The following is a 22,206-nucleotide window of genomic DNA, read 5'->3' on the forward strand; positions in this document are numbered from 1 at the left end:
GGCTGGTCAGGGGCTGAGACGCTGGCGATCCCGCGGGAACAGGACTGCCTCGCGGATGTTCTCGAGGCCGAGCATCGTCATCACGAGCCGCTCGGCGCCGATCGCCCAGCCGGCGTGCGGGGGCATCCCGTATTTGAACATCTTCGTGTAGTACTCGAACTCCTCGGGATCGAGCCCCTGCTGTTCGAACCCGGCGATGAGCTCCTCGTAGCGGTGTTCACGCTGGCCGCCGGAGACGAGCTCCATTCGCGGGTGCATCAGGTCGAACCCGGTCGAGAGCGTGTCGTCGCCGTCGTAATCCTTGATGTAGAAGGGCTTGATCTCGGAGGGCCAGTCGGTGATGAAGTAGTGCTCGCCGACGTCCTCCCCGAGCGCGTGTTCGCCCTCGGTCGGGAGGTCGTCACCCCACACGAGCTGTTCGTCGAGCTCGCCGGTGGCGTTGATGCGTTGGATGGCCTCCTCGTAGGTGAGCCGCGGGAACGCCTCCGCCGGTGGCTCGAAGGAGTCCTCGAGGCCGAGGGCCTCGAGCTGCGGGCCGCAGTTCTCGGCGACCGCCTCGTAGGCCGACCAGATGACGGATTCACAGACGTCCATCGCGTCCTCGTGGTCACAGAACGCGCCCTCGAAGTCGATCGAGGTCGCCTCGTTGAGGTGTCGCGGCGTGTTGTGTTCCTCGGCGCGGAAGATCGGACCGATCTCGAAGACGCGTTCGAGTCCCGACCCCGCCGTCAGCTGCTTGAACAGCTGCGGGGACTGGTTCATAAACGCCTCCTCGCCGAAGTAGGTGATCGGGAAGAGCTCGGTGCCGCCCTCGGTTCCGGTGGCGACGATCTTCGGGGTCGTGATCTCCGTGGCGTTCGCGTCGCGGAACGCCTCCCGCGCCGCGCGGAAGATCTCGCCGCGGATCTCGAAGACCGCCTTGACCTCGTCCTTCCGGAGGTCCAGCGTTCGGTTATCGAGCCGCGTCGACAGATCCGCGTCGACCTTTCCGGAGGGATCAAGCGGCAGCTCGGTGTCGGCCTCCGCGATGACCTCGACCGACTCGGGAGTGATCTCGACGCCGGTCGGCGCGCGCGGCTCCTCGTCGACGTCGCCGGTGACCGCGATGACCGACTCGCGGGGGACGCCGAGGCCGGTCTCGACGAGCTCCTCGTCCATCTCGTCCTTCTCGAATTTGACCTGGATCCGTCCGTCCGTATCCCGAAGGATTAGGAAGGCGATGCCACCGAGGTCCCGGACCTCGTGTACCCAGCCGGCGACCGTGACGTGATCGCCCGGTTCGGCCGCGGACGTGTACGTGCGGTCTTCGAGTCCTTGCATACCATTCGATTCCGCGGTTGGGGCTTAAAAGACGTTGATTCGCGGTTCACGACCCAGAAGTTTCAGTACGCCGCGCCCGTAACGTCGGATATGGTGACTCGGCTGCGGCCATGGATCGCCGCCGCACTGGCGCTTGCGATCGTGGGACTCGGCCACGCGTACCTCCGGCGCTGGGGACGGGCACTGCTGTGGTTGGTCACGGTCGTGGGGGCGTCGATCGCCCTGCACTCGGTCGCGAACGTGGCTCCCGTCAACCCGATCACGAACCCTGAGGGCGTGCCGTCCGTCGTGTTGCTCCCGATCACCGCCCTGGTCGTCCTCTCCGCGATCGACGCCTTCGTGCTCGGCAAACGGGACCGGGACCGCGCTCGAACCGCCACCGTCGGTCGTGGCGGGATGAACGGCCAGTCGGGGAGTAGCCACGCCGATCGACGGTCCGGGGACACGGCGGCGACGACCGGCACCGAACGCCCTCCGACCCGAAACGCGGTTCCGGCGGCGCCCGAGGAGATGCCTGCGGTGACGTGTCCACATTGCGGGAAGGAGACGGACGCGGAGCTCGACTTCTGTCACTGGTGTACCGAACCGCTGCCGGCGGCCGAGGAGAACGCCGTCGACGGTGTGGAACGAGGGTCGTAGGTCGGGACGCTTCGCGGTGCCGTCCGGCGGCCGATCGATCACTCACTCCCTCATTTCCACCCTCATTCACCCCCTCCCTCACCCTCGTCGGCCGGCTCCCGCCGCTCGACGAGTTCGCTGTTCTCCAGGGTGAGCACCGTCTCGTCGTCCCCGTTCCGGACCGTGATCGACTCGTGGATGATCCCGGCGGCGGGGTTGCTCTCGGAGGGACGCGTCTCCAGGATCTCGAACTCGACCGCGAGCGTGTCGCCCGGTCGAACCGGCGCGTGCCAGCGCACGTCGTCGATCCCGAGTCCGGCGATGACTGCCCGGTCGCCGCGTGCGGCGTCGACGAGCAGACGGACCGATAGCGAGAGCGTGTGGTAGCCGCTGGCGATGACGTCGCCGTAGGGACTCTCGGCGGCGGCTTCGAGGTCCGTGTGGATGTCGAGCGGGTCGTACTCCTCGGCGAACTCGATGATCTCCTCGCGTGAGACGGTTGTCGATCCACACTGCGTCACCGTTCCGGGTTCGACGTCCTCGAAGTAGATCGTGTCGTCGGTGCTCGTCGTCGTATCGTCGTCGCTCGCCGTCGTCTCGCCCTCGCTCACCGTCGTCTCTCCCTCGTTCGGGACTCCCCTGTCGGATCGATCGGTCATATCGCGGCATATGGAAACCGGGGTCAAGCCGGTTCCGTTTCCGAATCGGGATCGCGAACTGCTTCCTCGGAGGCGGATCGATCGTCGGCGTCACACCCTTCTCACACTCGTGGCGGTCACCCTCTCGGTCAGCGCCATCGTCGGCTACCTGACCGTCGATATCTGATGTGGATCATGGAGCGCGTTCCTTCTGGAGCGTCCGTGTCGCCCTCGGCGTTCTCGTGATCGGCGACGACGGCGTCGTCTCCGTGATCGTCTGACCGGCGGGTTGCTCGGCCGCCGATCCCGGTCGTCCGTCTCGTCCGTCGGCTTCCGTCGCCAACCGAATTCGTCGATCGTCGAACTACGGTTCGATCATCGATTCGTAAACCAACACTCTAAAGTTGGTTTACCGAAACGGTCGCGTATGGCAACCACCTCGGAATCGGTCGACCTCGTCGGCCAGGAATCGACCCGTAACCTCGCCCGGGCCGCGCTGTTCGCGGCGCTTGTTGGGGCGTTCGCGTACGTCTCGTTCCCCTTCCCGCTTTCCCCGGCGCCGGTGACGCTGCAGGTTCTCGGCGTCTTTCTCACCGGCGTGTTGCTCGGGCCGGTCTGGGGGGCGACGGCGTTGGTCATCTATCTCGCCGCCGGCGCGCTCGGCGCCCCGATCTTTGCCGGCGGTGCCGGCGGGATCGGGCATCTCGTCGGTGCGACCGCCGGCTACCTCTGGTCGTACCCGGTCGCGGCCGGGATCATCGGCTTCGTCGTCCATCGCGGACCCACGCTTCGTGACCTCGGGACGGTCGGCGTTCCCACGCTCGTCGGCGGGCTGATAGCCGGTACGGTCGTCATCTACGCCGCCGGCGTGACCGGGCTCACGCTCGTACTCGGGCTCGGCCCGGTCGAGGCGACCGTGCAGGGTGCGTTGGTCTTCCTCCCCGCCGAAGCCGCCAAGATCGCGGCCGTGATCGGGATCGTGCGTTCGGACGCCTTGGCCGCGGTATGATCGACGTCGATACGATGTTCGTGGTATGATCGACGTCGACGCGGTGACCGTCGACCGCGGCGGCGTTCGCGTCCTCGAGGACCTTTCGCTGACGGTTCCCGACGGGGAGTTCCTGATCCTCGCCGGCGCGAACGGGGCCGGCAAGACGACCCTCGTTCGGACGTTCAACGGACTGATCACACCCGAATCGGGGACCGTCCGCGTGAACGGGACCCCCGTCGAGACGGACCCGCTGGCCGCCAGGCGCGCGGTCGGGATGGTGTTTCAACACCCACGCGACCAGATCGTCGCGACGACGGTTGCCGCCGATGTCGCCTTCGGCCCCGAGAACCTGGGTCTCGACCGCGAGACGATCGACGAGCGGGTCGACGACGCGCTGGCGGCCGTCGGGCTTGCCGACCGACGGAACGCGCGGGTGGACGAACTGTCGGGTGGGCAGCGACAGCGACTCGCGATCGCTGGCGCGCTCGCGATGAAGCCGTCCCATCTCGTGCTCGATGAGCCGTTCACCGGACTCGACGCTGCCGCCCGCCGATCGGTTCGCTCCCGCCTCGAAAAGCTCCACGACGAGGGGACGAGCGTCGTCGTCGTCACCCACGACTCGCGATCCGTTCTCGGTCTCGCGGATCGGATCGTGGTGCTTGACGACGGCACGATCGCGGCGGATGCTGCGGCGACTGGCGGCCTCGCACAGACGGTCGCTCTCCCGGAGAACACGTTCGAACGAGGACGGCCGGACGACCCCGAATGACCCTCACGTACGTTCCGGCTGATTCGGCGTTTCACCGGCTCGATCCGCGCTCGAAGCTGTTCCTCCAGGTCGCCTTCGCCACGGCTGCCTACGCGTACACCACTCCCCAGGGACTGGCGGTCCTCACGACCGTCGCCGTCGGCTGCGTGTGGGCTGCCGGCGAGACCGTTCGAACCGTCGCGTGGGGGTATCGCTTCAGCGCTCCGTTCCTGCTCGTCGCCCCGATCGTCGCCGGCGTTACGATCGGTCAGCCCTGGTTCCACCTCGCCGACGCGTTTTCCACCGGGCTCGCGAGCTACCGGATCGCGATCGTGTTGCTCGTGGCTGGATCGTTCGTTCGGTCCACGCCGGTTCGGGAGTCTCGGGCAGCCATACAGTGGCTCCTTCCCGGACGTCCGGGTCGGATTCTCGGCGTCGGCGTCGCGCTCGTCTTTCGCTTCCTCCCGCTGCTCCGTCACGATCTCGTGAGCACGCGCGCGGCGGTTCACGCTCGGTGCGGCACTGAACGCCCCGTTCACCGGCGGATGCGGATCGTGGCGGTCGCCGGAATCGCTCGCGCGCTCGGTAGAGCCGACCGGCTCGCGACCGCGTTGACGGCGCGGTGTTTCGCGTGGAATCCGACGCTGCCGACGCTTCGGTTCTCGCGGGCTGACGGACCGGTCGTGCTGCTCGCGACGGGGCTGGTCGTCGCGGCGATCGTCCGGATCGCGTGATCCGATCGTCCCTCGGCGATGGGACTTCACCATCTCTCGGCGATGGGACTCCATCACCTCTCGGCGATGAAACGTCGTGTGGGAACCGCCGGATAGTGGCAAGATTTAACACCCGATCGACGGTCGATTGAACTATGCTACCGCTGCAGGCGACCCGCGAGACGTTTTGGACCATCTCCCCGACGGGCAAGGCCATCTTCTACGTCCTGGCAACCGTCGCGGTCATCGTGTTCACGTACGGCGTGTATGCGCGCTTCGCCCGGTACGCCGCCGGACGCGAGGCGTCGGTCGACCGGCTCTCGAACCTTCCCGGTCGGATCGTCGACGCGACACTGATCGTGGCAACCAACCGCAAGCAGTTCGATCGAGACCGGTATGCCGGCGTGATGCACACCTTCGTCCTCTGGGGTTTTCTCGTCCTGCTGATGGCGACGACGATCCTCTTCGTCGATATGGATCTCTATAGCCCCCTCACCGGCGACTCCTTCTGGACGGGCGAGTTCTATCTGGCCTACCAGTTCGTCGTCGACGCGTTCGGGCTCCTGTTCGTCGTCGGCGTCGGGATGGCACTGTGGCGGCGCTACTGGACGCACAACGCTCGGCTGTGGGGCAAACACACCTCACTCGAGGACGACGCGTTCGTCTGGTCGCTGTTTCTGCTCGGGATCGGCGGCTTCATCGCGGAGGCGGCCGCGATCGTCGGCCAGCCGAACCGGGCGACCGAGTCGGTCAGCTTCATCGGTCTCACGATGGCAACCGGCCTCGAGGCGGTCGGGGTCACGCCCGACCTGGCGGCCGCGATCTATCCGGTCATCTGGTGGCAACACGCTCTGCTCGCGCTCGGGTTCGTCGCGTGGATCCCCTACGCGAAACCGTTCCACATGCTCTCCTCGTTCGCGAACGTGGTGGTCCGTGACGAGCAGGCCGGCGCACGCCTCCCGAACGTTCCCGCCGACCTCGACCACACGAACGCCGAATCGCTCGACGACTTCACCTGGAAGGAGCTGCTTGACCAGGACGCCTGCACGAAGTGCGGCCGGTGTTCGTCGGTGTGTCCCGCGAACGCGTCCGGGCGCAACCTCGATCCCCGCGACGTGATCCTCGATCTGAAGGCGTACCGGGAATCGGTCGCTGACGACCCCGTCATCGGCCGGTCGCCGGATGCGGTCCCGCCCCGGGCCGACGAACTCAGCGACGGCGCGGTCGCCGACGGCGGCAGTGCGACCGCCGAGGCGGTGCCGATCGTCGCCGAGGAGGGCGGCGTGATCGCGGCCGAATCGATGGAGTCATGTATGTCCTGTATGGCCTGTATGGACGCCTGCCCGGTCGACATCGAACACCTCACGTCGTTCACCCGTCTCAACCGTCAGCTCACCGACGAGGGGGCGCTCGATTCGAACCTACAGGACGTCTTCCAGGACGTGATGAGCACGGGCAACACCTTCGGCGACTCCCCGGACGCCCGCGGCGACTGGACGGAGGACCTCGAGTTCGAGATCGATGACGCCCGTGAGACTGAGGTCGAGTACCTCTGGTACGTCGGCGATTACCCGAGCTACGACGAGCGCAACAAGACGGTCGCTCGCGCGCTCGCGAAGCTGTTCGATCACGCGGACGTCGAGTTCGGGATCCTCTTCGACGATGAGAAGTACGACGGCAACGACGTCCGCCGGATCGGCGAGGAGTTCCTTTACCTCGAGCTGGCCGGCCACCACGTCGAGACCTTCGAGGAGTGCGAGTTCGAGACGATCGTCTGTACGGACCCGCACTCGTACAACACGATGAAAAACGAGTATCCTGAGCTCGACTTCGCTGAGTTCGCCGACGACCCGATGATGCCCTTCGAGTACGACGAGCGATGGAACGCCGACGGCGAGATCGACGTGCAACACTGGACGCAGGTCGTCGAGGAGCTCGTGACCGACGGCCGTCTCGGGCTCTCGGGCGACGAGCTCGACTACACGGTGACCTACCACGACCCGTGTCACCTCGGCCGGTACAACGACGAGTACGAGGCCCCCCGCGAGCTCATCCGGGCCACCGGCGCCGACCTGCGGGAGATGCCGCGCTCGCGGTCGGACTCGTTCTGCTGTGGCGGCGGCGGCGGCGGGCTCTGGATGGAACACGACGAGGAGACGAAGCCGAGCGAGGAGCGGCTTCGCGAGGCGCTCGAGGACACCGACGCCGGCGCCGCCGTCGAGAAGTTCGTCGTCGCCTGTCCGATGTGTACCACGATGTTCGAGGACGGCCGCAAGACCGGGAACTTCGAGGACGACATCGACGTCGTCGACGTGGCGGAACTCTTGCTCGAGGCCCTCGAGACGTCCGGAAAACTCCCGGACGCCTCCGCCAGCGAGGTCTCGGCCGATGACGACGCCGCCGACGGCAGCGGTCCGGCCGCGGCGGACTAAGATCGATCCGACGGCCGGCCCGTCTCTCCCATGGCCGGCTCGTCTCCCGAACTGATCGAGGTGACTATTCGATGATCGACTCGCCTACCCGACGATCGTCGCGATCCGGTCGATCGCGGTCTCGATGTCCTCGCGATCGACGTCCAGATGGGTCGTGAAACGGACGGTGTAGTCGTCGAACTCGACGCCCCCGACGCCGGCCTCCGTACACGCCTCGAGGAACCCCGCGGCGGTGTATCCCGTTTCCGACACGTCCACGACCACGATGTTCGTCTCCGGGTCGGCCGCCTCGATCCCGTCGAGGTCGTCGAGTCCGCGTGCCAGCCGGGCCGCGTTCGCGTGGTCGTCGGCCAGCCGGTCGACGTTCTCCAGCGCGCACAGTCCGGGCGCGGCGATCAGCCCGGCCTGACGCATTCCCCCACCGAACAGCTTGCGAACGCGGCGCGCCTCCTCGATGAACGTCTCCGGTCCGACGAGCATCGATCCCACGGGCGCGCCGAGCCCTTTCGAGAGGCAGACCATCACGCTATCGACGGATTCGACCAGTTCGGCCGCGAGAGTGTCGAGCGCGACCGCCGCGTTGAACAGCCGCGCGCCGTCGACGTGGACGGGAACCTCGTGGTCGTGGGCGACCGCCGCGGCATCGTCGATCCGTGTCTTCGGGATCGCCTTCCCGCCGCGGTAGTTGTGCGTGTTCTCCAGCGCGAACAGCCCGGTCCCGGCACGATGGAGGTCGCGATCGACGAGGCCCGCCTCGACCTGTTCCGGAGTGGGAACGCCCCGTTCGCCGGCGTCGATCGGGCGGGTCTGTGCGCCCGACAGCGCGGCCGCGCCGCCGAGTTCCCAGCGATAGATGTGCGACTCGCCCTCGAGCAGCACCTCGTCGCCGGGGTCGGTGTGGACCTGCACGGCGATCTGGTTGCCCATCGTCCCCGACGGGACGTAGAGGGCCGCCTCCATCTCGAGCGTCTCGGCGACCCGACGCTCGAGTTCGAGCACGGTCGGGTCACCGCGATAGACGTCATCGCCGACTTCGGCGGTCGCGGCCGCCTCGCGCATCTCCGCTGAGGGGCGCGTCACCGTGTCCGACCGGAGGTCGACGTCGAGTTCCGACTTCATACCGATCGATTCGTGCACGCGGGCTTAGTGATGCCGGCCGAGACGATCGACGGGCTGGAGCGAGTCACTCCACGTCGGCACACGACCGAACCCGTCCCCAGATCGCGCGCCGATCGGCGACGAACCGGTACCCGCGTTCGCGGACCCGCTGCCAGCCGGGAACCTGCCGAGCTGCGTTCATCGCGCGCCGCCAGCCCGGCCCGAACCGGCCGACGACGCGCTCGAGCGCCTCGCCGCAGGAATAGACGGCGTCGTCGGTCAGCAGGTGCATACAGGACTCGTACTCGGCCGGGAGCCGGGCGCGCTGGTCGGGTGAGAGGTCGGCGAACCCGACGGGATCGAACTCGCCGTGGCGCAACGCGATCCGGACACACCACTTACAGAATCCGCAGTCGTCGTCGTAGACCAGACGTGGCGTCGCCATACCGATACGTCGGTCCCCCGTCGGTTTGGCGTTTCGGGTCCGGTGTCCCCTCACCGGCGGCCGACGAGTCTGCCGCGGCCACGCACGGGACGACGAATTAGCCGCGTACCGCACGGACGACGAGGTAGACGAACGGCGTGTCGACGACCGCGATCAGCAGCTTCAGCAGGTACTGGCCGAGGATCAGCGACACGACGACCGCGGTCGGCAGCGTGACGCCGATCCCGAGGACGGTCGGCGCGACCACGAACGCCACGCCGACGAAGATCACGGTGTCGATCGCCTGGCTCGTCGCGGTCGAGACGAGGTTTCGGAGCCAGAGGTGGGCGCCGTCCGTCCGATCGCGCAGCGCGTGGAAGACGATCACGTCCCAGTTCTGGCTCACCAGATACGCAAGCAGGCTGCCGACCACGATGTTCGTCGCGGGGGCCAGCGCTGCCGCGAACGTCGCGGCGAACTCCGGATCGTCGGCCGGCGCGGCGATCGTCGACCAGACGAGCGCCAGCACGACGAAGTTCATCGCGAACGCGACGTTCACCATCACCTGTGCCGCACGCCGACCGTACAGCTCGGCGTAACAGTCGGAGGCGAAGAACGTGATCGCGTACGCCACCGCCGCTCCCGGCAACGCGATCTCCGGCCCGACGACCGGCAGCGTGATCGGGATCGGGATCGCGAGGATCTTCGCGGCGGTCAACTGCGAGGTCACGAGCGCGGTCGCGAACAGGGCCAGGAGGGCAACTTGGCCGATCGCCGCCGTGCTGGTCGGGTCCGTGGGCGTGCCGGCCGCATCCCGTGTCTCCGGGCTACGCATCGGGCCCCTCGTCCGTCGTTCCGTGGCATCCCGTCCCGTCGGTCTCGGCGCCGTCAGCATCTTCGTCGAGCCGTCCGTGGCGATCGTCGATCTCGTCGAGCCGGTCCAGCGTCTTTCGGATCGACGCCCGGACCGCGTCGCTGCGGTTGACGAACTTGCCGTCGCCGCCGACGTGCCGATCGAGGTCGTTCAACAGTTCCTCCGGGATGTCCACGCTCACCTTGGGCATACTGAACTCTTGCCCGTCGGTCTGCGCCGCGCCGTTAAGTATTCTTCCAAGAACACGTGGGGAGTATCACTCCGCGACTCCGCCTGATCACCGATCCGGTCGTTCCGCGGGGGACACGTTTTTGGCGTTCCATCCCGTTCTCCCGCCACTATGGACGAGAAAACCGCGGATCTCCGGGACCTGTTCGTCGACGCGACCGGCTCGGAGACGGTCACCGAGGGGCAGTCGGCCGACCGCGGATCCCTGCTCGAGCGCGACGACGCGACGGTCGGGGAGCGGCTCACCGAGCTGATCGCGACGATGCGCGATCGATACGGCTTCTCGACCTCCCTTCCCGACGCCGCCTACGAGCGCGTCGTCCGGGGCCACTTCGACGACGAGCCGGACGCGGTCATCGCGGCGGCGATCGGCGACGACGAGTCGATCGAGATCGGGAAGAACGCCGCTGCCGACGTCGACGCGACGGGCGTCTTCCGCGCGCGAACGGACCTGCATCTCGTCACCGACGCCGACCGCGAGACGCCGGTCGCGTACGACGAGGTGAAGCGACTCGTGCTCGCGGGCGCCACGGACGAGGAGCTGGCCGCCGCGCTGTCCAGCGATCCCGAGACCGTGCGGCGGTATCGCCGCGTCGCCGAGGCGGACGTCGCCTCGATGCGCGCGAACCACCGCTTCCGCGACGAGTTCCGCGATCTCCTCACCGACGCCGACATCGAGGGATCGCTCGCCGCCGGCGCTCGCGAGGACGGGCTGCGCGAGGCGGCCGAGGACATCGAGACCGACGTCTCCTTTTGAACGACGGCCGTCCATCGATCGACCGATCCGTCCGACGGTTTATCCGGGGAGACGACGCAGACGGCCCGTGTCCGACGCCCCCTCACGACCGACTACCCCCGACACCGAGACGCCACCGACCGACACGACGGCGGACGCGTCGTCCAGCCACGCCACCCGTCCGGCATCGGCCGACCGGTCGGACCGCATCCCGTCGGGATCGGTTGCCTTCGGCGACCTGACGCGTGCCGCCTACTGTCCGCGGCAGCTCTACTACGCGCGACAGGAGCCGGACCGATCGATCCCCGATGCACAGCGGTCCCGGATCGACCTCGCGTTCCGATACCCGGATTCGGTCGCGGCGAGCGATGCCGACCTCGTCGATCGGACGATCGACGTCCGGCCGACCGTCTACCGCGACCGCCTTCGGACGCTTCGCGACGGCGGCCTTCGTGACCGGTTCGGGATCCCGTGGCGCTCGCTCGCGATCCCGGACCGAACACGGGCGTTTCTCGTCGGCCGGTCCTGTCACGGGATCGCGCATAAGGTGCTCTCCGGAACCGACGCCGACGATCCGCCGATACCGACGTTCGCCTCGCCCGGAACGCCGCCCGATCAGGGCGTCTGGGAGCCCCAGACCGTCCGGGCAGTTGCGATCGCGAAGGCGCTCGCCTGGGAGGAAGAACGCGAGATCCACCGCGCTCTCGTCGAGTACCCGGCGGTCGGCGTCGTCCGCGAGGTCACGCTGTCGGTTCGGACGAAGGCCGCCTATCGACGTGCGCTGCGGACCACTCGCGGGATCGACGGGCCGCCGTCACGGGTTTCCGACGACCGGTGTCAGCCCTGCGAGTATCGGGATCAGTGTGGCACCGAGACGCGCTCGCTGCGCTCCCGGCTTGGGCTGTAGTCGTGGATCGACGGGAAGGGTCCCGCCGTCGACGGCTTCGCAACCGATCGTCGAGCCAGGCCGCGATCAGCGATCGTCGAGCCAGGCCGCGATCAGCGATCGTCGAGCCAGGCCGCGATCGCGTCCGCATTGGCGCCGCGTCGATGGATCGTCCCCGTTTCCGGCTCGACGACGGTGCTTTCGGTCCCCGGCGTTTCGCCGCCGTCGATCAGGACCGCCACGGCGTCACGGATCTCCGGGTTGAGTGCCGACAGGTTACGGACGCTGCCCGTTCCCGACCGGTTCGCGCTCGTGGCGGTGATCGGTCCAGCCGCGTCGCACAGCGCGAGCGCGATCGGGTGATCCGGGATCCGGATCCCGACCCGGTCGCGGCCGGCCGTGAGCACGTCCGGAACGGTCGCCGCCCGCTCGACGATCACGGTGACCGGTCCGGGGAGGAATTCGCGGAGACAGGCAGCCTCCAGCTCGGTCGGCCGCGTGTGCTCGAGCGCCGTGTCGACGCTGTCGACGCCGAACGAGAGCGGCTTCGCGCGGTCGCGCCCCTTCGTCTCAAAGACGCGTTCGACGGCATCCGGGGCGAGCGCGTCGGCGCCGAGTCCGTAGACCGTCTCCGTGGGATACACCACGAGATCGCCGTCGGCGATCGCGGTCGCCGCACGGTCGATCGTCGACCGGACGTCCTTGGGAAGGGCCTCGCGTGCCGCAGCCGGCTCCGCCGGTTCCGCCGACTCCGCCGAACTCGTCCGTTCCGCCGTTCGTGGCTGGTCGTCCATCGGCGGATCAGGCGGTCAGGTCGTCCACCGCCTCGCCGATCGCGTCATAGGGCGGGAACTCGGGATGTTCCGCGGCGACCCACGCGTAGCGGACGGTTCGATCCTCGTCGATCGCGAACACGGCTGGGCGGGCGTCGACGATCCCGGCCATTCCGTCGAGGTCGTTGGTAACTCCGTACTCCTCGAGGACCTCCGCGCCGGGATCGGAGAACAGTCGGGCATCGACGTCGCGCTCCTCGAGCAGCGTGCCGTGTTCGTAGGGCGTCGAGATACCGATCCCGACCACGTCGATCGCGTCGGTCCACCCTCGGTCGGCGATCTCGTTCCAGACGTACGTCGCCGGGAAGGCGCCGTCCATCGGATACGCGACGAGCAGGACCGGGCCGTTCTCGAGGAGGCTCGACAGCGATCGGTCCTCCCAGAACTCCGTGGTGACGAGTGGTCGGGTGAACTCGGGGGCGGTCTCTCCCGTCTCGACGTGGTCCGCCTCCGGGAGTTCGACGACGTCGAAATCAACCATCTCAGGCACCTCCCTCGCTGTAGGTCGTCTCGAGGTACTCGACGATGTTCGCGCTCTCCGACATCGTCACGCCCGTCGTCTCGTCGACGATCGCGGGGACCGTTCGCGCGCCGGAGACGCGTTTGACGACGTTCCGCTCCGAGTGCATCGGCTCGATGAACCGTGACCGGTACGAGAGGTCGAGTTCGTCGAGGGTTCGCACGACCCGTTCACAGAACGGGCACGCCTGCAGCCGGTACAGCGTGATGTCAGTCGTCTGGTCGGGCATATCACTCAGTATGAACGCCGACGGGGTAACCGTGTCGCCATCGGGTCCGCAGCGGGTGATCGGTCAAGTTCGTCGGTATGCGTGGCTCGGACGATCCGGACGTCAGACGTAATCATTTAACCGTTGCCACCCGCAGGTGTAACGAGAATGGGCTTGTCGCCGAATATGCTGCTGGCCATCGGACCCCTCCAGATCGAGGCGGTCAGTACGACGACGTGGACGATCATCGGGACGCTCACGATCGTCGTGCTCCTGGGACTGTCCGCCTTCTTTTCCTCCTCGGAGATCGCGATGTTCTCGCTGCCGAAACATCGCGTCGACAACCTCGTCGAGGAGGGCGTCCGCGGCGCACGAACCGTCCAACAGCTCCGCGAGAACCCGCATCGACTCCTCGTGACGATCCTCGTCGGCAACAACATCGTCAACATCGCGACCTCGGCGATCGCCACGTCGATGTTCGGCTTCTACCTCTCGCAGGGCCAAGCGATCGTCGCGACGACCTTCGGGATCACGGCCGTCGTCCTGCTGTTCGCCGAGACCGCACCGAAGTCCTACGCGGTCGAACACAGCGAGTCGTGGTCGCTGCGGATCGCCCGGCCGCTGCAGTACTCCGAGTGGCTGTTGCTCCCGCTCGTGATCCTCTTCGATTACCTCACCCGTATCATCAACCGGATCACGGGCGGCCGCGCGGCGATCGAGTCGACCTACGTCACCCGCGAGGAGATCCAGAACATCATCCAGACCGGCGAGCGCGAGGGCGTCATCGAGGAGGACGAACGGGAGATGCTCGACCGCATCTTCCGGTTCAACAACACGATCGCCAAGGAGGTGATGACGCCGCGGCTCGACGTCACCGCCGTCTCGAAGTCGGCCAGCGTCGAGGAGGCGATCCAGACGTGCGTCCAGTCGGATCACGAGCGCGTTCCGATCTACGAGGGGAACCTCGACAACATCGTTGGCGTCGTCACCGTCCGGGACCTGGTCCGCGAGCTCCGATACGCCGAGGGCGAACCCTCCCTGGAACGGGTCGTCAAGCCGACGCTACACGTGCCCGAATCGAAAAACGCCGACGAACTCCTCGAGGAGATGCAGGATAACCGGCTCCAGATGGTCATCGTCATCGACGAGTTCGGCACGACCGAGGGGATCATCACGCTCGAGGACATGGTCGAGGAGATCGTCGGCGACATCCTCGAGGGTGACGAGCCCGAACCGATCGAGTTCATCGAGGAGAACGTCGCGATGGTGCAAGGCGAAGTGAACATCGACGAGGTCAACGAGATCCTCGGGATCGACCTCCCGGAGGGCCAGGAGTTCGAGACGCTCGCCGGCTTCGTCTTCAACCGCGCCGGCCGGCTCGTCGAGGAGGGCGAGTCGATCGCCTACGACGGGGTCGACATCCGGATCGAGCGCGTCGACAACACGCGGATCATGAAGGCCCGCGTGACCGTCACCGACGAGTACGGAGCCGAGGCGTCCGTCGAGGTCGAGGATGAGGACGCGCCGGTCGAACAACCGCCGGAGTCCGACCCGAACTGACGGGCGTTGGCTCCGGACCCGGACCCATCGCGAGCATACCACGCCGATTGCCGCCAGTGATCACACCACACCGATCGCCGCCAGCAGCCAGTACGCACCGAAGCCGACGGTCAACGAGACCGCAAGTGACCCGATCCACGCGAGCACCGTATAGCCCATCTTCCGCTTGCTGACGCCGGCCCCGCCGGCCGCGTAGCCGGCCCCGACGATCGCCGAGACGATGATCTCGTTGAACGAGACGGGGATGCCGAACGCGACGGCGGTCTGTGCGATCGCGAACGAGGGGATGAGCGCCGCGATCGACCGTCGCGGGCCCATCGACGCGTAGTCCTGAGCGATCGCCTTGATCATCCGCGGCGCCCCGGTCCAGGATCCCAACAGGAGTCCGGTTCCGCCGCCGACGAGGACTGCCCAGAGGGGGATCGCGGCCTCATCGAGAATCGGGACCAGCGGCCCGATCGCCAGACCCACCTGTGACCCGCCGGCCGAAAACGCCACGAGCCCGCCGAGCGCCAGCAGAAACCGTCGCTGACCGCCGTCTCGATCGCGACCGATGTCGAGATACACGGCAGTGCCGACGATCGCTGCACACGCAAGCGTCAGGATGATCGGACCGAGGTCGATCCCGAACGGCGACCCGACCGGGAGGCCCGAACCGAGCGTTCCCGCGAGTGACCCCTGTTCGTCCGCGGCGCCGAGGAACGCGAACCCGATGTTTCCGAGGATGACGCCGACGATGCCGCCGAGGACTCCGGTCAAGGCCCGCTCGGGGATCCGGTCGTTCTGGAGCGCCCGAGCGGCGACGTACGCGCTCCCGCCGCCGACGAACGGGGTGAGGACCCAGAGCGTGGCGATCTCGGTGTATTTTGCCCATGCCGGTGCCCCGCCCATCGCGAGACCGACGCCGACGACGGCTCCCGTGACGGTGAACGCCGTGGCGATCGGATACCCGGTGAAGACCCCGATCGCGACGAGTGCGGCCGCGGTCAGCAGCGCGACGATCGCCGCGCCCGCGGTGATCGTGACGCCGCCGATCAGTTCCGTCCCGACCGCCTCGGTGACGTTTGCACCCTGCAGCACCGCGCCGAGAAAGCCGAGGACGCCGACGACGAGCCCCGCCCGCATCACGGAGATCGCGTTGGCGCCGACCGCCGGCGCGAACGGCGTCGACCCCGACGATCCCGCACCGATAGCCCACGCCATGAAGAGGCTTGCGAGCCCTGCAACGGCGAACGTGGCGGTTGTTTCGAGCGCCATCGTTACCGTTGTCCGTCCTCGTAGCCCTCACGCAGGCTCAACAGCGTGCGTCGGACGAGGAGGTACGCGAAGAGGAAAAAGCCCGCCAACGCGATCAGCAGGCCGATGAACAGCGGATCGGGCGAGTCCATATATCACCCGGCTACTTCCGGCGTGGTGTTATGCGTTTCGGCGTCCCGGTCGGCGTCAACGCCGCCGATCGATGTGTGACTAAAACCGTCGTTTGTTCTTAGCGCGGATATATACTCCCCGCAACCGTTGATTCACTCGCGACACCCGCTTCGGCCCTCCGATCGCGGTCGTGACGCCGTGACGCGGTCACGCGTCGCCGACCGTCAGCCGCGATCTTCCCACGAACCACCATCACGAGCACGCGACGAACGATATCCCCGATACACCCGTCGTGTCCCCCCACGACGTGCGATCGACGACCCTCCCACCGTCGTGCCTGATCGACGCGATTCGAACCCCCCCACTGACCGCACGACCCCCCGTTCCGTGCTCCGTCCCGATCGCCGAGCGCGGTGTCGTCGACCCTTTTCAGTGTCCCGTCCCGAGAGCCGGCTGCCCAGCTCCACACTGGCCGATCCGCACGTCACTCCCGGGTCGTGACCCGCGTCCGCGGGAACGATCACTCGCTCCCGGGTCGAAGTTCTCACTCCTGCGCCGGGGTCCCGTGAACCCGAAACCGCTCGAAGACGTCACCGTCGGGCGTCACCAGCCGTCCCTCGAGACCGCCGTCGCCATCGATCGGCTCGAGCTCGGCGTGTGCCGGCCTGTTGCCGCGCGGCTGTGCGTGGCTCCCCGGATTCACGAGCGTCACGTCGCCCGCCTCAGTGATCGTCGGTCGGTGGCTGTGTCCAAAGACCACGACGTCGGCGGCCCGTTCGCGGCCGAACAGCGCGAGCGCCGTCTCGCCGCCGCGGCGGGTGTGGGTCACTGCGAACCTGACGCCGGCGTACTCGACGGTTCGCGCCTCGGGCAGCCGGTCGCGGATCGCGGCGTCGGCGTTGTTCCCGAACACCGCACGGAGGGTGTCCGTCTCCGCGTCGAACGCGTCGAACACCGGCTCGCGGTGGAAGTCCCCGGCGTGGATCACGATGTCGGCCTCCCGAACCGCACGCAGCGTGCGTCCAGTCAGGCGATGACCGTCCGTGCTGTGGGTGTCGGAGACGATCGTGAGCATCGGGGACGCTCAGGCCCCCTCGGCGTCGGAGTGGCGGCGCTCGGTCGTCCCTGATCCCGAATCGCCGCCATTGCCGGCATCTCCGGCCGCGGTTCCGTCCTCATCGGGCAGTGAGAGCGCGGCCAGCAGCGCCTCCAACTGGACCTGCTCGTTCGCCCCCTCGGAGATCCGGTAGTCGGCCTCGCCGATCCGCTCCATCAGCCGGACCGCCTCGCGCTCGGAGAGGTCGAACTCCCAGACCGAGCGATGCAGCTGGTCGATCACGTCGCCGCCGGCCATCCCGGTCTCCGTGAGCAGCGTGTCCAGGGTCGCGCGCGCCTTCGAGAAGTCTCCCGAGAGCGCGTCCGTGACCATCGACTCGATCTTCTCGGGTCTGGCGGTCGCCGTGATCGCGTAGACGGCCTGCTCGTCGACGACGTCGCCGGTCGTCGCGGCTGCCTGGAGGGAGTTGATCGCACGACGCATATCGCCGTTTGCGGCGTACACGAGCGCGTCGACGCCCGCCTCGGTCACCTCGATGTCCTCGGCAGCGGCAATCTCCCGGACCTGGGCCGCGATCGCCTCATCCGACAGCGGCGAGAACCGGAAGACGGCACACCGCGACTGGATCGGATCGATGATCTTCGAGGAGTAGTTACACGAGAGGATGAACCGGGTGTTGTCGGAGAACTGCTCCATCGTCCGCCGGAGCGCTGACTGGGCGTCATCGGTGAGAGAGTCGGCCTCATCAAGAAATATTAGCCGGTGATCGTACCCACCGAACGACGATCGCGCGAAGTTCTTGATCCGGTCCCGAACCACGTCGATCCCGCGCTGGTCGGAGGCGTTGAGCTCGAGGAAGTTCCCGCGCCAGTCGTCGCCGTAGATCTCGCGGGCGATCGCCGTTGCCGAGGTAGTGTTGTGCATCACGGTTGGGACCTCGCCGGCGACGTAATTCCGAGTCTCCGGGACCGTCAAGTCGTAAACCCGTTCCTCGGTCTCGACGTGATCGACCGACTCGACCCGATCATAGTAGAGCTCCGCATCTGCGATCCGACTCGCCGTCTCGAGTAGTTCGATCGTCTCGACCGACAGCCGGTCCAGCGCCGCCACCCGAAGCTGCTCGGCGACGCGCTCGAATCGTGTAACGGTCCGTACCGCGTGATCATCGGTGTTCAGCAGGTTCGTGAGATCCGGGGACTCGAACGTGAGACCCGACACGATCTCCTCGTTCGAGGCGCCGATCAGATCCCGGCAGGTCCGTAGCTCCGCTTGGACCGTCTCGAGTGCCGCCTTCTCGAGCGGTCGGTCGAGCTCATCGAGCACCTGCAGTGCACGCGTCGCGTACGGAGTTCGTCGCCCGTCGCTGTATTCGAGGAGTCGGTCGGATCGAACGCCGGTCGATTCGGCGATCGTCGACCGCGTCTCGATCGGTTCCAGGTCGCTTCGTGTGCCGACCCACGTCGCGGGGAGGCTGGTCGTTTCCGCGATCATCGGCTCCAGTCGCTCGAGCCGCTCCAGTCCTCGCTGAACGTCCTCGATCCGGTCGGTTGCGGCCGTAACGACATTGTCGAGGACCGTACAGTACCGCTCCCGTCCGGGCGTCTCCGGGTTCAGTGATTTCGGGAGGTGGTCGGTAACGGGGATGTCAAGGCGGTCACACAGTTCCCGAAGCACCATCTGTGCCGGGATCGTGTCGTGGTTCGTGTTCGCGTCCTTGGCAGCGTGTTCGTGGAGGCGGTCAGCCTTATATCCGATCGAGAAGTCGATCCGGTCGGCGAACGTCTCGAGAGTGTTCGCCCCCGAGATATAAAGGGTGTGATAGGTCCGTTCGATCCCGGTTCCGTTCGTCGCTGCCTTTTGGGCAGTTTTTCGCCGGCACGGGACCTCGAACGTCGAAAGCAGGTAGGCCACCAACGTGATGTGGTCCGCGTTTCGCTGTGTGAGTTCGATGATCCCGTTTGCCGCGATATGAGCCTCGGCGTCGAAGACGGCACGGAGGAACGCCGCTCGCGAGGCGTCGTCCGCCGAGACGATCGCGGAACCGATCGCCGACGTCCCGGTACCCGATGCGCTGGCGAAGACGTCGAAGACCGCCTCGAGATAGTGCGTGAGCGTTCGTGAACTGATGCGAACGTATGGGACGTCCTTCCGACGGCCGCGTTCGGTATCCACCTCGAAGAGCGTCCGTGCGGTGGTTTCGAACGCATCGAGGAGTTCCTCGTCGGTGTTGTAGAACTTGATCTCCCCGCCGTCGATGTGTGCCTCGCTGATCGTGAGCCCGACGAACCGCGCGAGCTCCGGCGTCACGGCGGTCGGTGGCGTGATCGACCGCGATCGGTGGCCGGTGGCGTTGACGTATTCGATCGCTTCCACCGCGGGGACCCAGTCGTTCGGCTGCAAGTCACACGCGTGAAGCTCGGAGAGGGGAATCGGCTCCGTCGCCGATCCGGTCGCCCACTCGACGTCGAGCGTTGAGATACGGCCCGAAAGCGACTCCCTCGCGAGCGTGACTTCGGTGCGGTCCGGATCCATCTCCTCGAACCAGCGGAGCTGCGACTGCGTCCCCATACTCGGTGACGACGATGGATCCGGTTCCGAGGGCGACGACGGTTTCGGCTCCGGGAGCGACGACGGTTCCGGTGCGGGAAGTGATAGCGGACGCGCGACTCGATCGCCGGCCTCCAGATCGGCTGCCGGAACCCACTCGAGTCCGTCCTCAGTGATGATGTGCAGCTTATGTTCCGGCGTTACCCGGAACTCGCCACCATCTCGGGTTTCGATCGTCACCAGTTCGTCCGTTTCCTTCGCGAACACGTCCGAGGGTGCGACGAATTCGAACTCGTTTCGATCCGTCAACGTCGCGACCGAGAGATCGCTTGACGGCGTCGCGAACCCTTCGATGTCGCCGACGATGTCCTCGATCCGACGGACGCCATCACCCGTCAGAACCGGCGTATCTCCGGTAACACACTTCCCAACTCCGGCAGGCCCGGAGAAAAGCAGATGCGGCAGGTCGTCCTGCTCGATGTAGCTTTCGAGCCGCTCGATGATGTCCTCGTGACCGTGGATGTCCGAGAGGGTCTGCGGTCGATACTTCTCGATCCAGATCTCCCGGCCGGTCGCGGTCGCGGCGTCCGCGTCCGACGTCCCTGCCTCGGTATCGGTGTCCGACGTCTTCGTCTCAGCATCCGTGTCCGACGCCCCGGCCTCGGCATCCGTCGGCTCCTCGGGCTCGCTCATACGATGGACCACCGCCGGCAGGGTCATAAACGAACCGAGACGCCGGTTTGGCTGGCGGCCAACCGTTCGACGGAACGGTGACCGCCAGGAACGACTCGACGGTTGCGAGCGCGGGTAGCGTCACGACGCTCAGTTATAAGCGGAATACTGCCACTGCAGCGTATATTTATCACCTCTAACCTGGTGGAATTGATCGCTACGTCCCGACGCGGAACCGCACCTCGATCCCGTCCGGTCCCGTGACGGAGATGCCGTCGTCCACCTCGGTGACGGCATACTCGCCGTCCGCGAGTCGGCTCTCGAGTGCCTCGATCGCCGCCGCGTCGGGGAGCACCACTTCGAACCACGATACCCCTCTCCCCTCGGTCGGTCCGGACCGGTGGTTCCACGTGTTCGCGCCGAGATGATGGTGGTAGCCGCCGGCGGAGACGAAGAGCGCGGCCGGCATGGTGGTTTGCGTTTCGAATCCGATCCGGTCCACGTAGAAGTCCCGGAACGACGCAAGCGAGGAGACCTCGAGATGGACGTGGCCGACATCCGTTCCGGCGGGGAGTTCCGACTCGCCCGCGGCAGCGGCTGTCACTGGCTCGAGATCGAGGGGATACGTCCCCATCCGAACGGTTCCATCGTCGCTGCGGGGCCACTCCTCTCGCGGATAATCCCGGTAGATCTCGATCCCGTTGCCCTCCGGGTCGGTGAGGTATAGCGCCTCGCTCACGCCGTGGTCCGACGCGCCGCCGAGCTGCCAGCGCTCCTGGACGCGGGCTAACGCGTCGCCCAACGCGCCGCGCGAGGGGACCCTGAACGCGTTGTGAAACAGCCCCGCTCCCGACCGGTGCCGAGCGAACGCATCCGGGTCGTGCTCCAGCACGAGCAGCGGAGACCCCTCGACGCCGAGCACTGCGGTCGTCTCGGAGCGATTGAGAACGGTGAGTCCGACGACGTCCCGATAGAAGTCAATCATCTCCGTGAGCTCCGACACCGTGAGCGCGGTTCGTCCGATGCGCGTTTCCGGGGGCAATCCATCCATCTTCGAGGGCACTTCGTCTCCCCCCGAGGGCACTACGCCTCCCTCCCAGTCCAAGGTCGATCGATCGTCCCGGAGGCACCGAATCCCGGCACCGTCGCGTTTTGTAGTTCCATTACGTTATCTAGTTTGGAACCAAACCGACTTATAGATCCGGTTATAAGTATGTGACCAGGTTATGGCGGCCCAACCACCCGAGACGGATGCCGAGGAGCAGTCCGACGTCGAGCGGCGCAATGCCGACGTCTGTAACGTCGTTGGAGCGGTCGAAGCGGTGGGATCGAAGTGGAAGCTCGTCGTCCTCAACGACCTCCGGGAGGGCGAGAAGCGATTCAACGAGCTCAAACGATCGACGGGAGCGAGCTCGTACACGCTGTCCCGCGTCCTCGAGGACCTGGAGGCCGACGGATTCATCGACAACCGCAAGGAGTTGGAGTCGCCGGTCGCCAGCTACTACACGCTGACTGAGAAGGGGAGTGAGCTCTGCCCCGTGTTCGACGCCCTGGACGAGTGGGGAGCGGACTGGATCGAGTGACGTCCGCTGCCGCGTTCACACGATGGATCTTCGTACGGTACGAGTCTTGCCACGGACGAGTAACTCTGGTACGGTGGTGTAAATATATTTGATTACTACTTCGGTCATTTTGCGCCATTTATACGCGTTTATAAATTAAATATGGTTTCATT

Annotated in this window: 22 protein-coding genes and 1 pseudogene; 9 read left to right on the forward strand and 14 right to left on the reverse strand. The window is 66.7% G+C overall.

The genetic code is table 11. The features are described from left to right. Positions 1–6: 6 nt before the first annotated feature. Complete coding sequence (aspS, locus tag BLW38_RS01570) at positions 7–1,320, reverse strand: aspartate--tRNA(Asn) ligase (RefSeq protein ID WP_092813354.1); 1,314 nt, start codon at positions 1,318–1,320, stop codon at positions 7–9. A gap of 90 nt (positions 1,321–1,410) precedes the next feature. Between aspS and BLW38_RS01575 the strand changes: the two genes are divergently transcribed. Then, positions 1,411–1,959, forward strand: coding sequence for a zinc ribbon domain-containing protein (locus tag BLW38_RS01575; RefSeq protein WP_092813357.1), 549 nt, complete (start codon positions 1,411–1,413; stop codon positions 1,957–1,959). A gap of 62 nt (positions 1,960–2,021) precedes the next feature. Here the strand turns inward: BLW38_RS01575 and BLW38_RS01580 are convergent, their stop codons facing one another. Continuing rightward, positions 2,022–2,597, reverse strand: coding sequence for a MaoC family dehydratase (locus BLW38_RS01580; protein ID WP_092813359.1), 576 nt, complete (start codon positions 2,595–2,597; stop codon positions 2,022–2,024). Positions 2,598–3,003: 406 nt separating this feature from the next. Between BLW38_RS01580 and BLW38_RS01585 the strand changes: the two genes are divergently transcribed. From BLW38_RS01585 to BLW38_RS01600, 4 genes are all read left to right on the forward strand, one after another. Beyond that, positions 3,004–3,585 (forward strand): biotin transporter BioY, encoded by a 582-nt coding sequence (locus tag BLW38_RS01585; protein WP_092813362.1) that lies wholly within the window; start codon positions 3,004–3,006, stop codon positions 3,583–3,585. A 25-nt stretch (positions 3,586–3,610) separates the two neighbouring features. Continuing rightward, positions 3,611–4,336, forward strand: coding sequence for an energy-coupling factor ABC transporter ATP-binding protein (locus tag BLW38_RS01590; RefSeq protein WP_092813364.1), 726 nt, complete (start codon positions 3,611–3,613; stop codon positions 4,334–4,336). Continuing rightward, positions 4,333–5,049 carry an energy-coupling factor transporter transmembrane component T family protein gene (locus BLW38_RS01595; protein WP_092813366.1) on the forward strand — a complete coding sequence of 239 codons (717 nt, stop codon included), beginning with the start codon at positions 4,333–4,335 and terminating at the stop codon, positions 5,047–5,049. Before BLW38_RS01590 ends, BLW38_RS01595 begins: the two co-directional genes overlap by 4 nt. 134 nt (positions 5,050–5,183) lie before the next feature. Further along, entirely contained in the window at positions 5,184–7,460 is a 2,277-nt protein-coding gene (locus BLW38_RS01600; protein WP_092813368.1) for a (Fe-S)-binding protein, read from the forward strand. An 84-nt stretch (positions 7,461–7,544) separates the two neighbouring features. Here BLW38_RS01600 and BLW38_RS01605 read toward each other — a convergent pair whose 3' ends face one another. The 4 genes and pseudogenes from BLW38_RS01605 to BLW38_RS01620 form a co-directional block, all read right to left on the reverse strand. Further along, positions 7,545–8,579: a threonine aldolase family protein gene (locus BLW38_RS01605; RefSeq protein ID WP_092813370.1), complete on the reverse strand. Its 1,035-nt coding sequence runs from the start codon at positions 8,577–8,579 to the stop codon at positions 7,545–7,547. A gap of 64 nt (positions 8,580–8,643) precedes the next feature. Next, positions 8,644–9,003: a thiol-disulfide oxidoreductase DCC family protein gene (locus BLW38_RS01610; protein ID WP_092813373.1), complete on the reverse strand. Its 360-nt coding sequence runs from the start codon at positions 9,001–9,003 to the stop codon at positions 8,644–8,646. A 97-nt stretch (positions 9,004–9,100) separates the two neighbouring features. After that, the gene (locus tag BLW38_RS01615; protein ID WP_092813375.1) at positions 9,101–9,817 is read right to left on the reverse strand and encodes a queuosine precursor transporter; all 717 of its coding nucleotides are present in this window, start codon (positions 9,815–9,817) and stop codon (positions 9,101–9,103) included. 55 nt (positions 9,818–9,872) lie between these two features. Then, positions 9,873–10,046 (reverse strand): annotated as a pseudogene (locus tag BLW38_RS01620) (ribbon-helix-helix domain-containing protein); the annotation flags it as partial. A gap of 150 nt (positions 10,047–10,196) precedes the next feature. Here BLW38_RS01620 and BLW38_RS01625 point away from each other — a divergent pair. Both BLW38_RS01625 and BLW38_RS01630 read left to right on the forward strand, forming a co-directional pair. Then, positions 10,197–10,841 carry a hypothetical protein gene (locus BLW38_RS01625; protein WP_092813379.1) on the forward strand — a complete coding sequence of 215 codons (645 nt, stop codon included), beginning with the start codon at positions 10,197–10,199 and terminating at the stop codon, positions 10,839–10,841. 187 nt (positions 10,842–11,028) lie between these two features. Continuing rightward, on the forward strand, positions 11,029–11,727 hold the full coding sequence (locus tag BLW38_RS01630) for a CRISPR-associated protein Cas4 (protein WP_092815464.1): 699 nt from the start codon (positions 11,029–11,031) through the stop codon (positions 11,725–11,727). Positions 11,728–11,819: 92 nt separating this feature from the next. Here the strand turns inward: BLW38_RS01630 and BLW38_RS01635 are convergent, their stop codons facing one another. Genes BLW38_RS01635 through BLW38_RS01645 form a run of 3 tightly spaced genes read right to left on the reverse strand, consistent with a single transcriptional unit; the run spans position 11,820 to position 13,288 of the window. Continuing rightward, positions 11,820–12,500 carry an L-threonylcarbamoyladenylate synthase gene (locus BLW38_RS01635; protein ID WP_092813381.1) on the reverse strand — a complete coding sequence of 227 codons (681 nt, stop codon included), beginning with the start codon at positions 12,498–12,500 and terminating at the stop codon, positions 11,820–11,822. 7 nt (positions 12,501–12,507) lie between these two features. After that, positions 12,508–13,020, reverse strand: coding sequence for a redoxin domain-containing protein (locus BLW38_RS01640; protein WP_092813382.1), 513 nt, complete (start codon positions 13,018–13,020; stop codon positions 12,508–12,510). A 1-nt stretch (position 13,021) separates the two neighbouring features. Continuing rightward, on the reverse strand, positions 13,022–13,288 hold the full coding sequence (locus tag BLW38_RS01645) for a glutathione S-transferase N-terminal domain-containing protein (RefSeq protein WP_092813384.1): 267 nt from the start codon (positions 13,286–13,288) through the stop codon (positions 13,022–13,024). Positions 13,289–13,435: 147 nt separating this feature from the next. Between BLW38_RS01645 and BLW38_RS01650 the strand changes: the two genes are divergently transcribed. Then, positions 13,436–14,827 carry a hemolysin family protein gene (locus BLW38_RS01650; RefSeq protein ID WP_177167393.1) on the forward strand — a complete coding sequence of 464 codons (1,392 nt, stop codon included), beginning with the start codon at positions 13,436–13,438 and terminating at the stop codon, positions 14,825–14,827. A gap of 60 nt (positions 14,828–14,887) precedes the next feature. On the opposite strand, the gene BLW38_RS01655 is transcribed toward BLW38_RS01650, so the two are convergent. From BLW38_RS01655 to BLW38_RS01670, 5 genes are all read right to left on the reverse strand, one after another. Next, entirely contained in the window at positions 14,888–16,084 is a 1,197-nt protein-coding gene (locus tag BLW38_RS01655; RefSeq protein WP_092813389.1) for an inorganic phosphate transporter, read from the reverse strand. A gap of 2 nt (positions 16,085–16,086) precedes the next feature. Then, entirely contained in the window at positions 16,087–16,215 is a 129-nt protein-coding gene (locus BLW38_RS16630; protein ID WP_280537438.1) for a DUF7859 family protein, read from the reverse strand. 524 nt (positions 16,216–16,739) lie between these two features. Next, complete coding sequence (locus BLW38_RS01660; RefSeq protein ID WP_092813392.1) at positions 16,740–17,270, reverse strand: metallophosphoesterase; 531 nt, start codon at positions 17,268–17,270, stop codon at positions 16,740–16,742. 9 nt (positions 17,271–17,279) lie between these two features. Further along, entirely contained in the window at positions 17,280–20,492 is a 3,213-nt protein-coding gene (locus BLW38_RS01665; protein WP_177167394.1) for a replication factor C small subunit, read from the reverse strand. A 196-nt stretch (positions 20,493–20,688) separates the two neighbouring features. After that, positions 20,689–21,522, reverse strand: a complete 834-nt coding sequence (locus BLW38_RS01670) for a VOC family protein (RefSeq protein WP_092815470.1) — start codon at positions 21,520–21,522, stop codon at positions 20,689–20,691. Positions 21,523–21,697: 175 nt separating this feature from the next. Between BLW38_RS01670 and BLW38_RS01675 the strand changes: the two genes are divergently transcribed. Next, on the forward strand, positions 21,698–22,054 hold the full coding sequence (locus BLW38_RS01675) for a winged helix-turn-helix transcriptional regulator (RefSeq protein ID WP_092813394.1): 357 nt from the start codon (positions 21,698–21,700) through the stop codon (positions 22,052–22,054). The last annotated feature ends 152 nt before the right edge of the window (positions 22,055–22,206 follow it).

It is taken from the genome of Halopenitus malekzadehii, assembly GCF_900108505.1.
Classification (GTDB): Archaea; Halobacteriota; Halobacteria; order Halobacteriales; family Haloferacaceae; genus Halopenitus; species Halopenitus malekzadehii.

Bases quoted from the DNA above. Each gene is read 5' to 3' on its own strand.
- BLW38_RS01635 (WP_092813381.1), bottom strand. From the start codon at position 12,500: ATGGACGACCAGCCACGAACGGCGGAACGGACGAGTTCGGCGGAGTCG.
- BLW38_RS01660 (WP_092813392.1), bottom strand. From the start codon at position 17,270: ATGCTCACGATCGTCTCCGACACCCACAGCACGGACGGTCATCGCCTG.
- BLW38_RS01650 (WP_177167393.1), top strand. From the start codon at position 13,436: ATGGGCTTGTCGCCGAATATGCTGCTGGCCATCGGACCCCTCCAGATC.
- BLW38_RS16630 (WP_280537438.1), bottom strand. From the start codon at position 16,215: ATGGACTCGCCCGATCCGCTGTTCATCGGCCTGCTGATCGCGTTGGCG.
- BLW38_RS01640 (WP_092813382.1), bottom strand. From the start codon at position 13,020: ATGGTTGATTTCGACGTCGTCGAACTCCCGGAGGCGGACCACGTCGAG.
- BLW38_RS01675 (WP_092813394.1), top strand. From the start codon at position 21,698: ATGGCGGCCCAACCACCCGAGACGGATGCCGAGGAGCAGTCCGACGTC.
- BLW38_RS01605 (WP_092813370.1), bottom strand. From the start codon at position 8,579: ATGAAGTCGGAACTCGACGTCGACCTCCGGTCGGACACGGTGACGCGC.
- aspS (WP_092813354.1), bottom strand. From the start codon at position 1,320: ATGCAAGGACTCGAAGACCGCACGTACACGTCCGCGGCCGAACCGGGC.
- BLW38_RS01670 (WP_092815470.1), bottom strand. From the start codon at position 21,522: ATGGATGGATTGCCCCCGGAAACGCGCATCGGACGAACCGCGCTCACG.
- BLW38_RS01575 (WP_092813357.1), top strand. From the start codon at position 1,411: ATGGTGACTCGGCTGCGGCCATGGATCGCCGCCGCACTGGCGCTTGCG.
- BLW38_RS01625 (WP_092813379.1), top strand. From the start codon at position 10,197: ATGGACGAGAAAACCGCGGATCTCCGGGACCTGTTCGTCGACGCGACC.
- BLW38_RS01585 (WP_092813362.1), top strand. From the start codon at position 3,004: ATGGCAACCACCTCGGAATCGGTCGACCTCGTCGGCCAGGAATCGACC.
- BLW38_RS01665 (WP_177167394.1), bottom strand. From the start codon at position 20,492: ATGAGCGAGCCCGAGGAGCCGACGGATGCCGAGGCCGGGGCGTCGGAC.
- BLW38_RS01655 (WP_092813389.1), bottom strand. From the start codon at position 16,084: ATGGCGCTCGAAACAACCGCCACGTTCGCCGTTGCAGGGCTCGCAAGC.
- BLW38_RS01645 (WP_092813384.1), bottom strand. From the start codon at position 13,288: ATGCCCGACCAGACGACTGACATCACGCTGTACCGGCTGCAGGCGTGC.
- BLW38_RS01580 (WP_092813359.1), bottom strand. From the start codon at position 2,597: ATGACCGATCGATCCGACAGGGGAGTCCCGAACGAGGGAGAGACGACG.
- BLW38_RS01615 (WP_092813375.1), bottom strand. From the start codon at position 9,817: ATGCGTAGCCCGGAGACACGGGATGCGGCCGGCACGCCCACGGACCCG.
- BLW38_RS01590 (WP_092813364.1), top strand. From the start codon at position 3,611: ATGATCGACGTCGACGCGGTGACCGTCGACCGCGGCGGCGTTCGCGTC.
- BLW38_RS01610 (WP_092813373.1), bottom strand. From the start codon at position 9,003: ATGGCGACGCCACGTCTGGTCTACGACGACGACTGCGGATTCTGTAAG.
- BLW38_RS01595 (WP_092813366.1), top strand. From the start codon at position 4,333: ATGACCCTCACGTACGTTCCGGCTGATTCGGCGTTTCACCGGCTCGAT.
- BLW38_RS01600 (WP_092813368.1), top strand. From the start codon at position 5,184: ATGCTACCGCTGCAGGCGACCCGCGAGACGTTTTGGACCATCTCCCCG.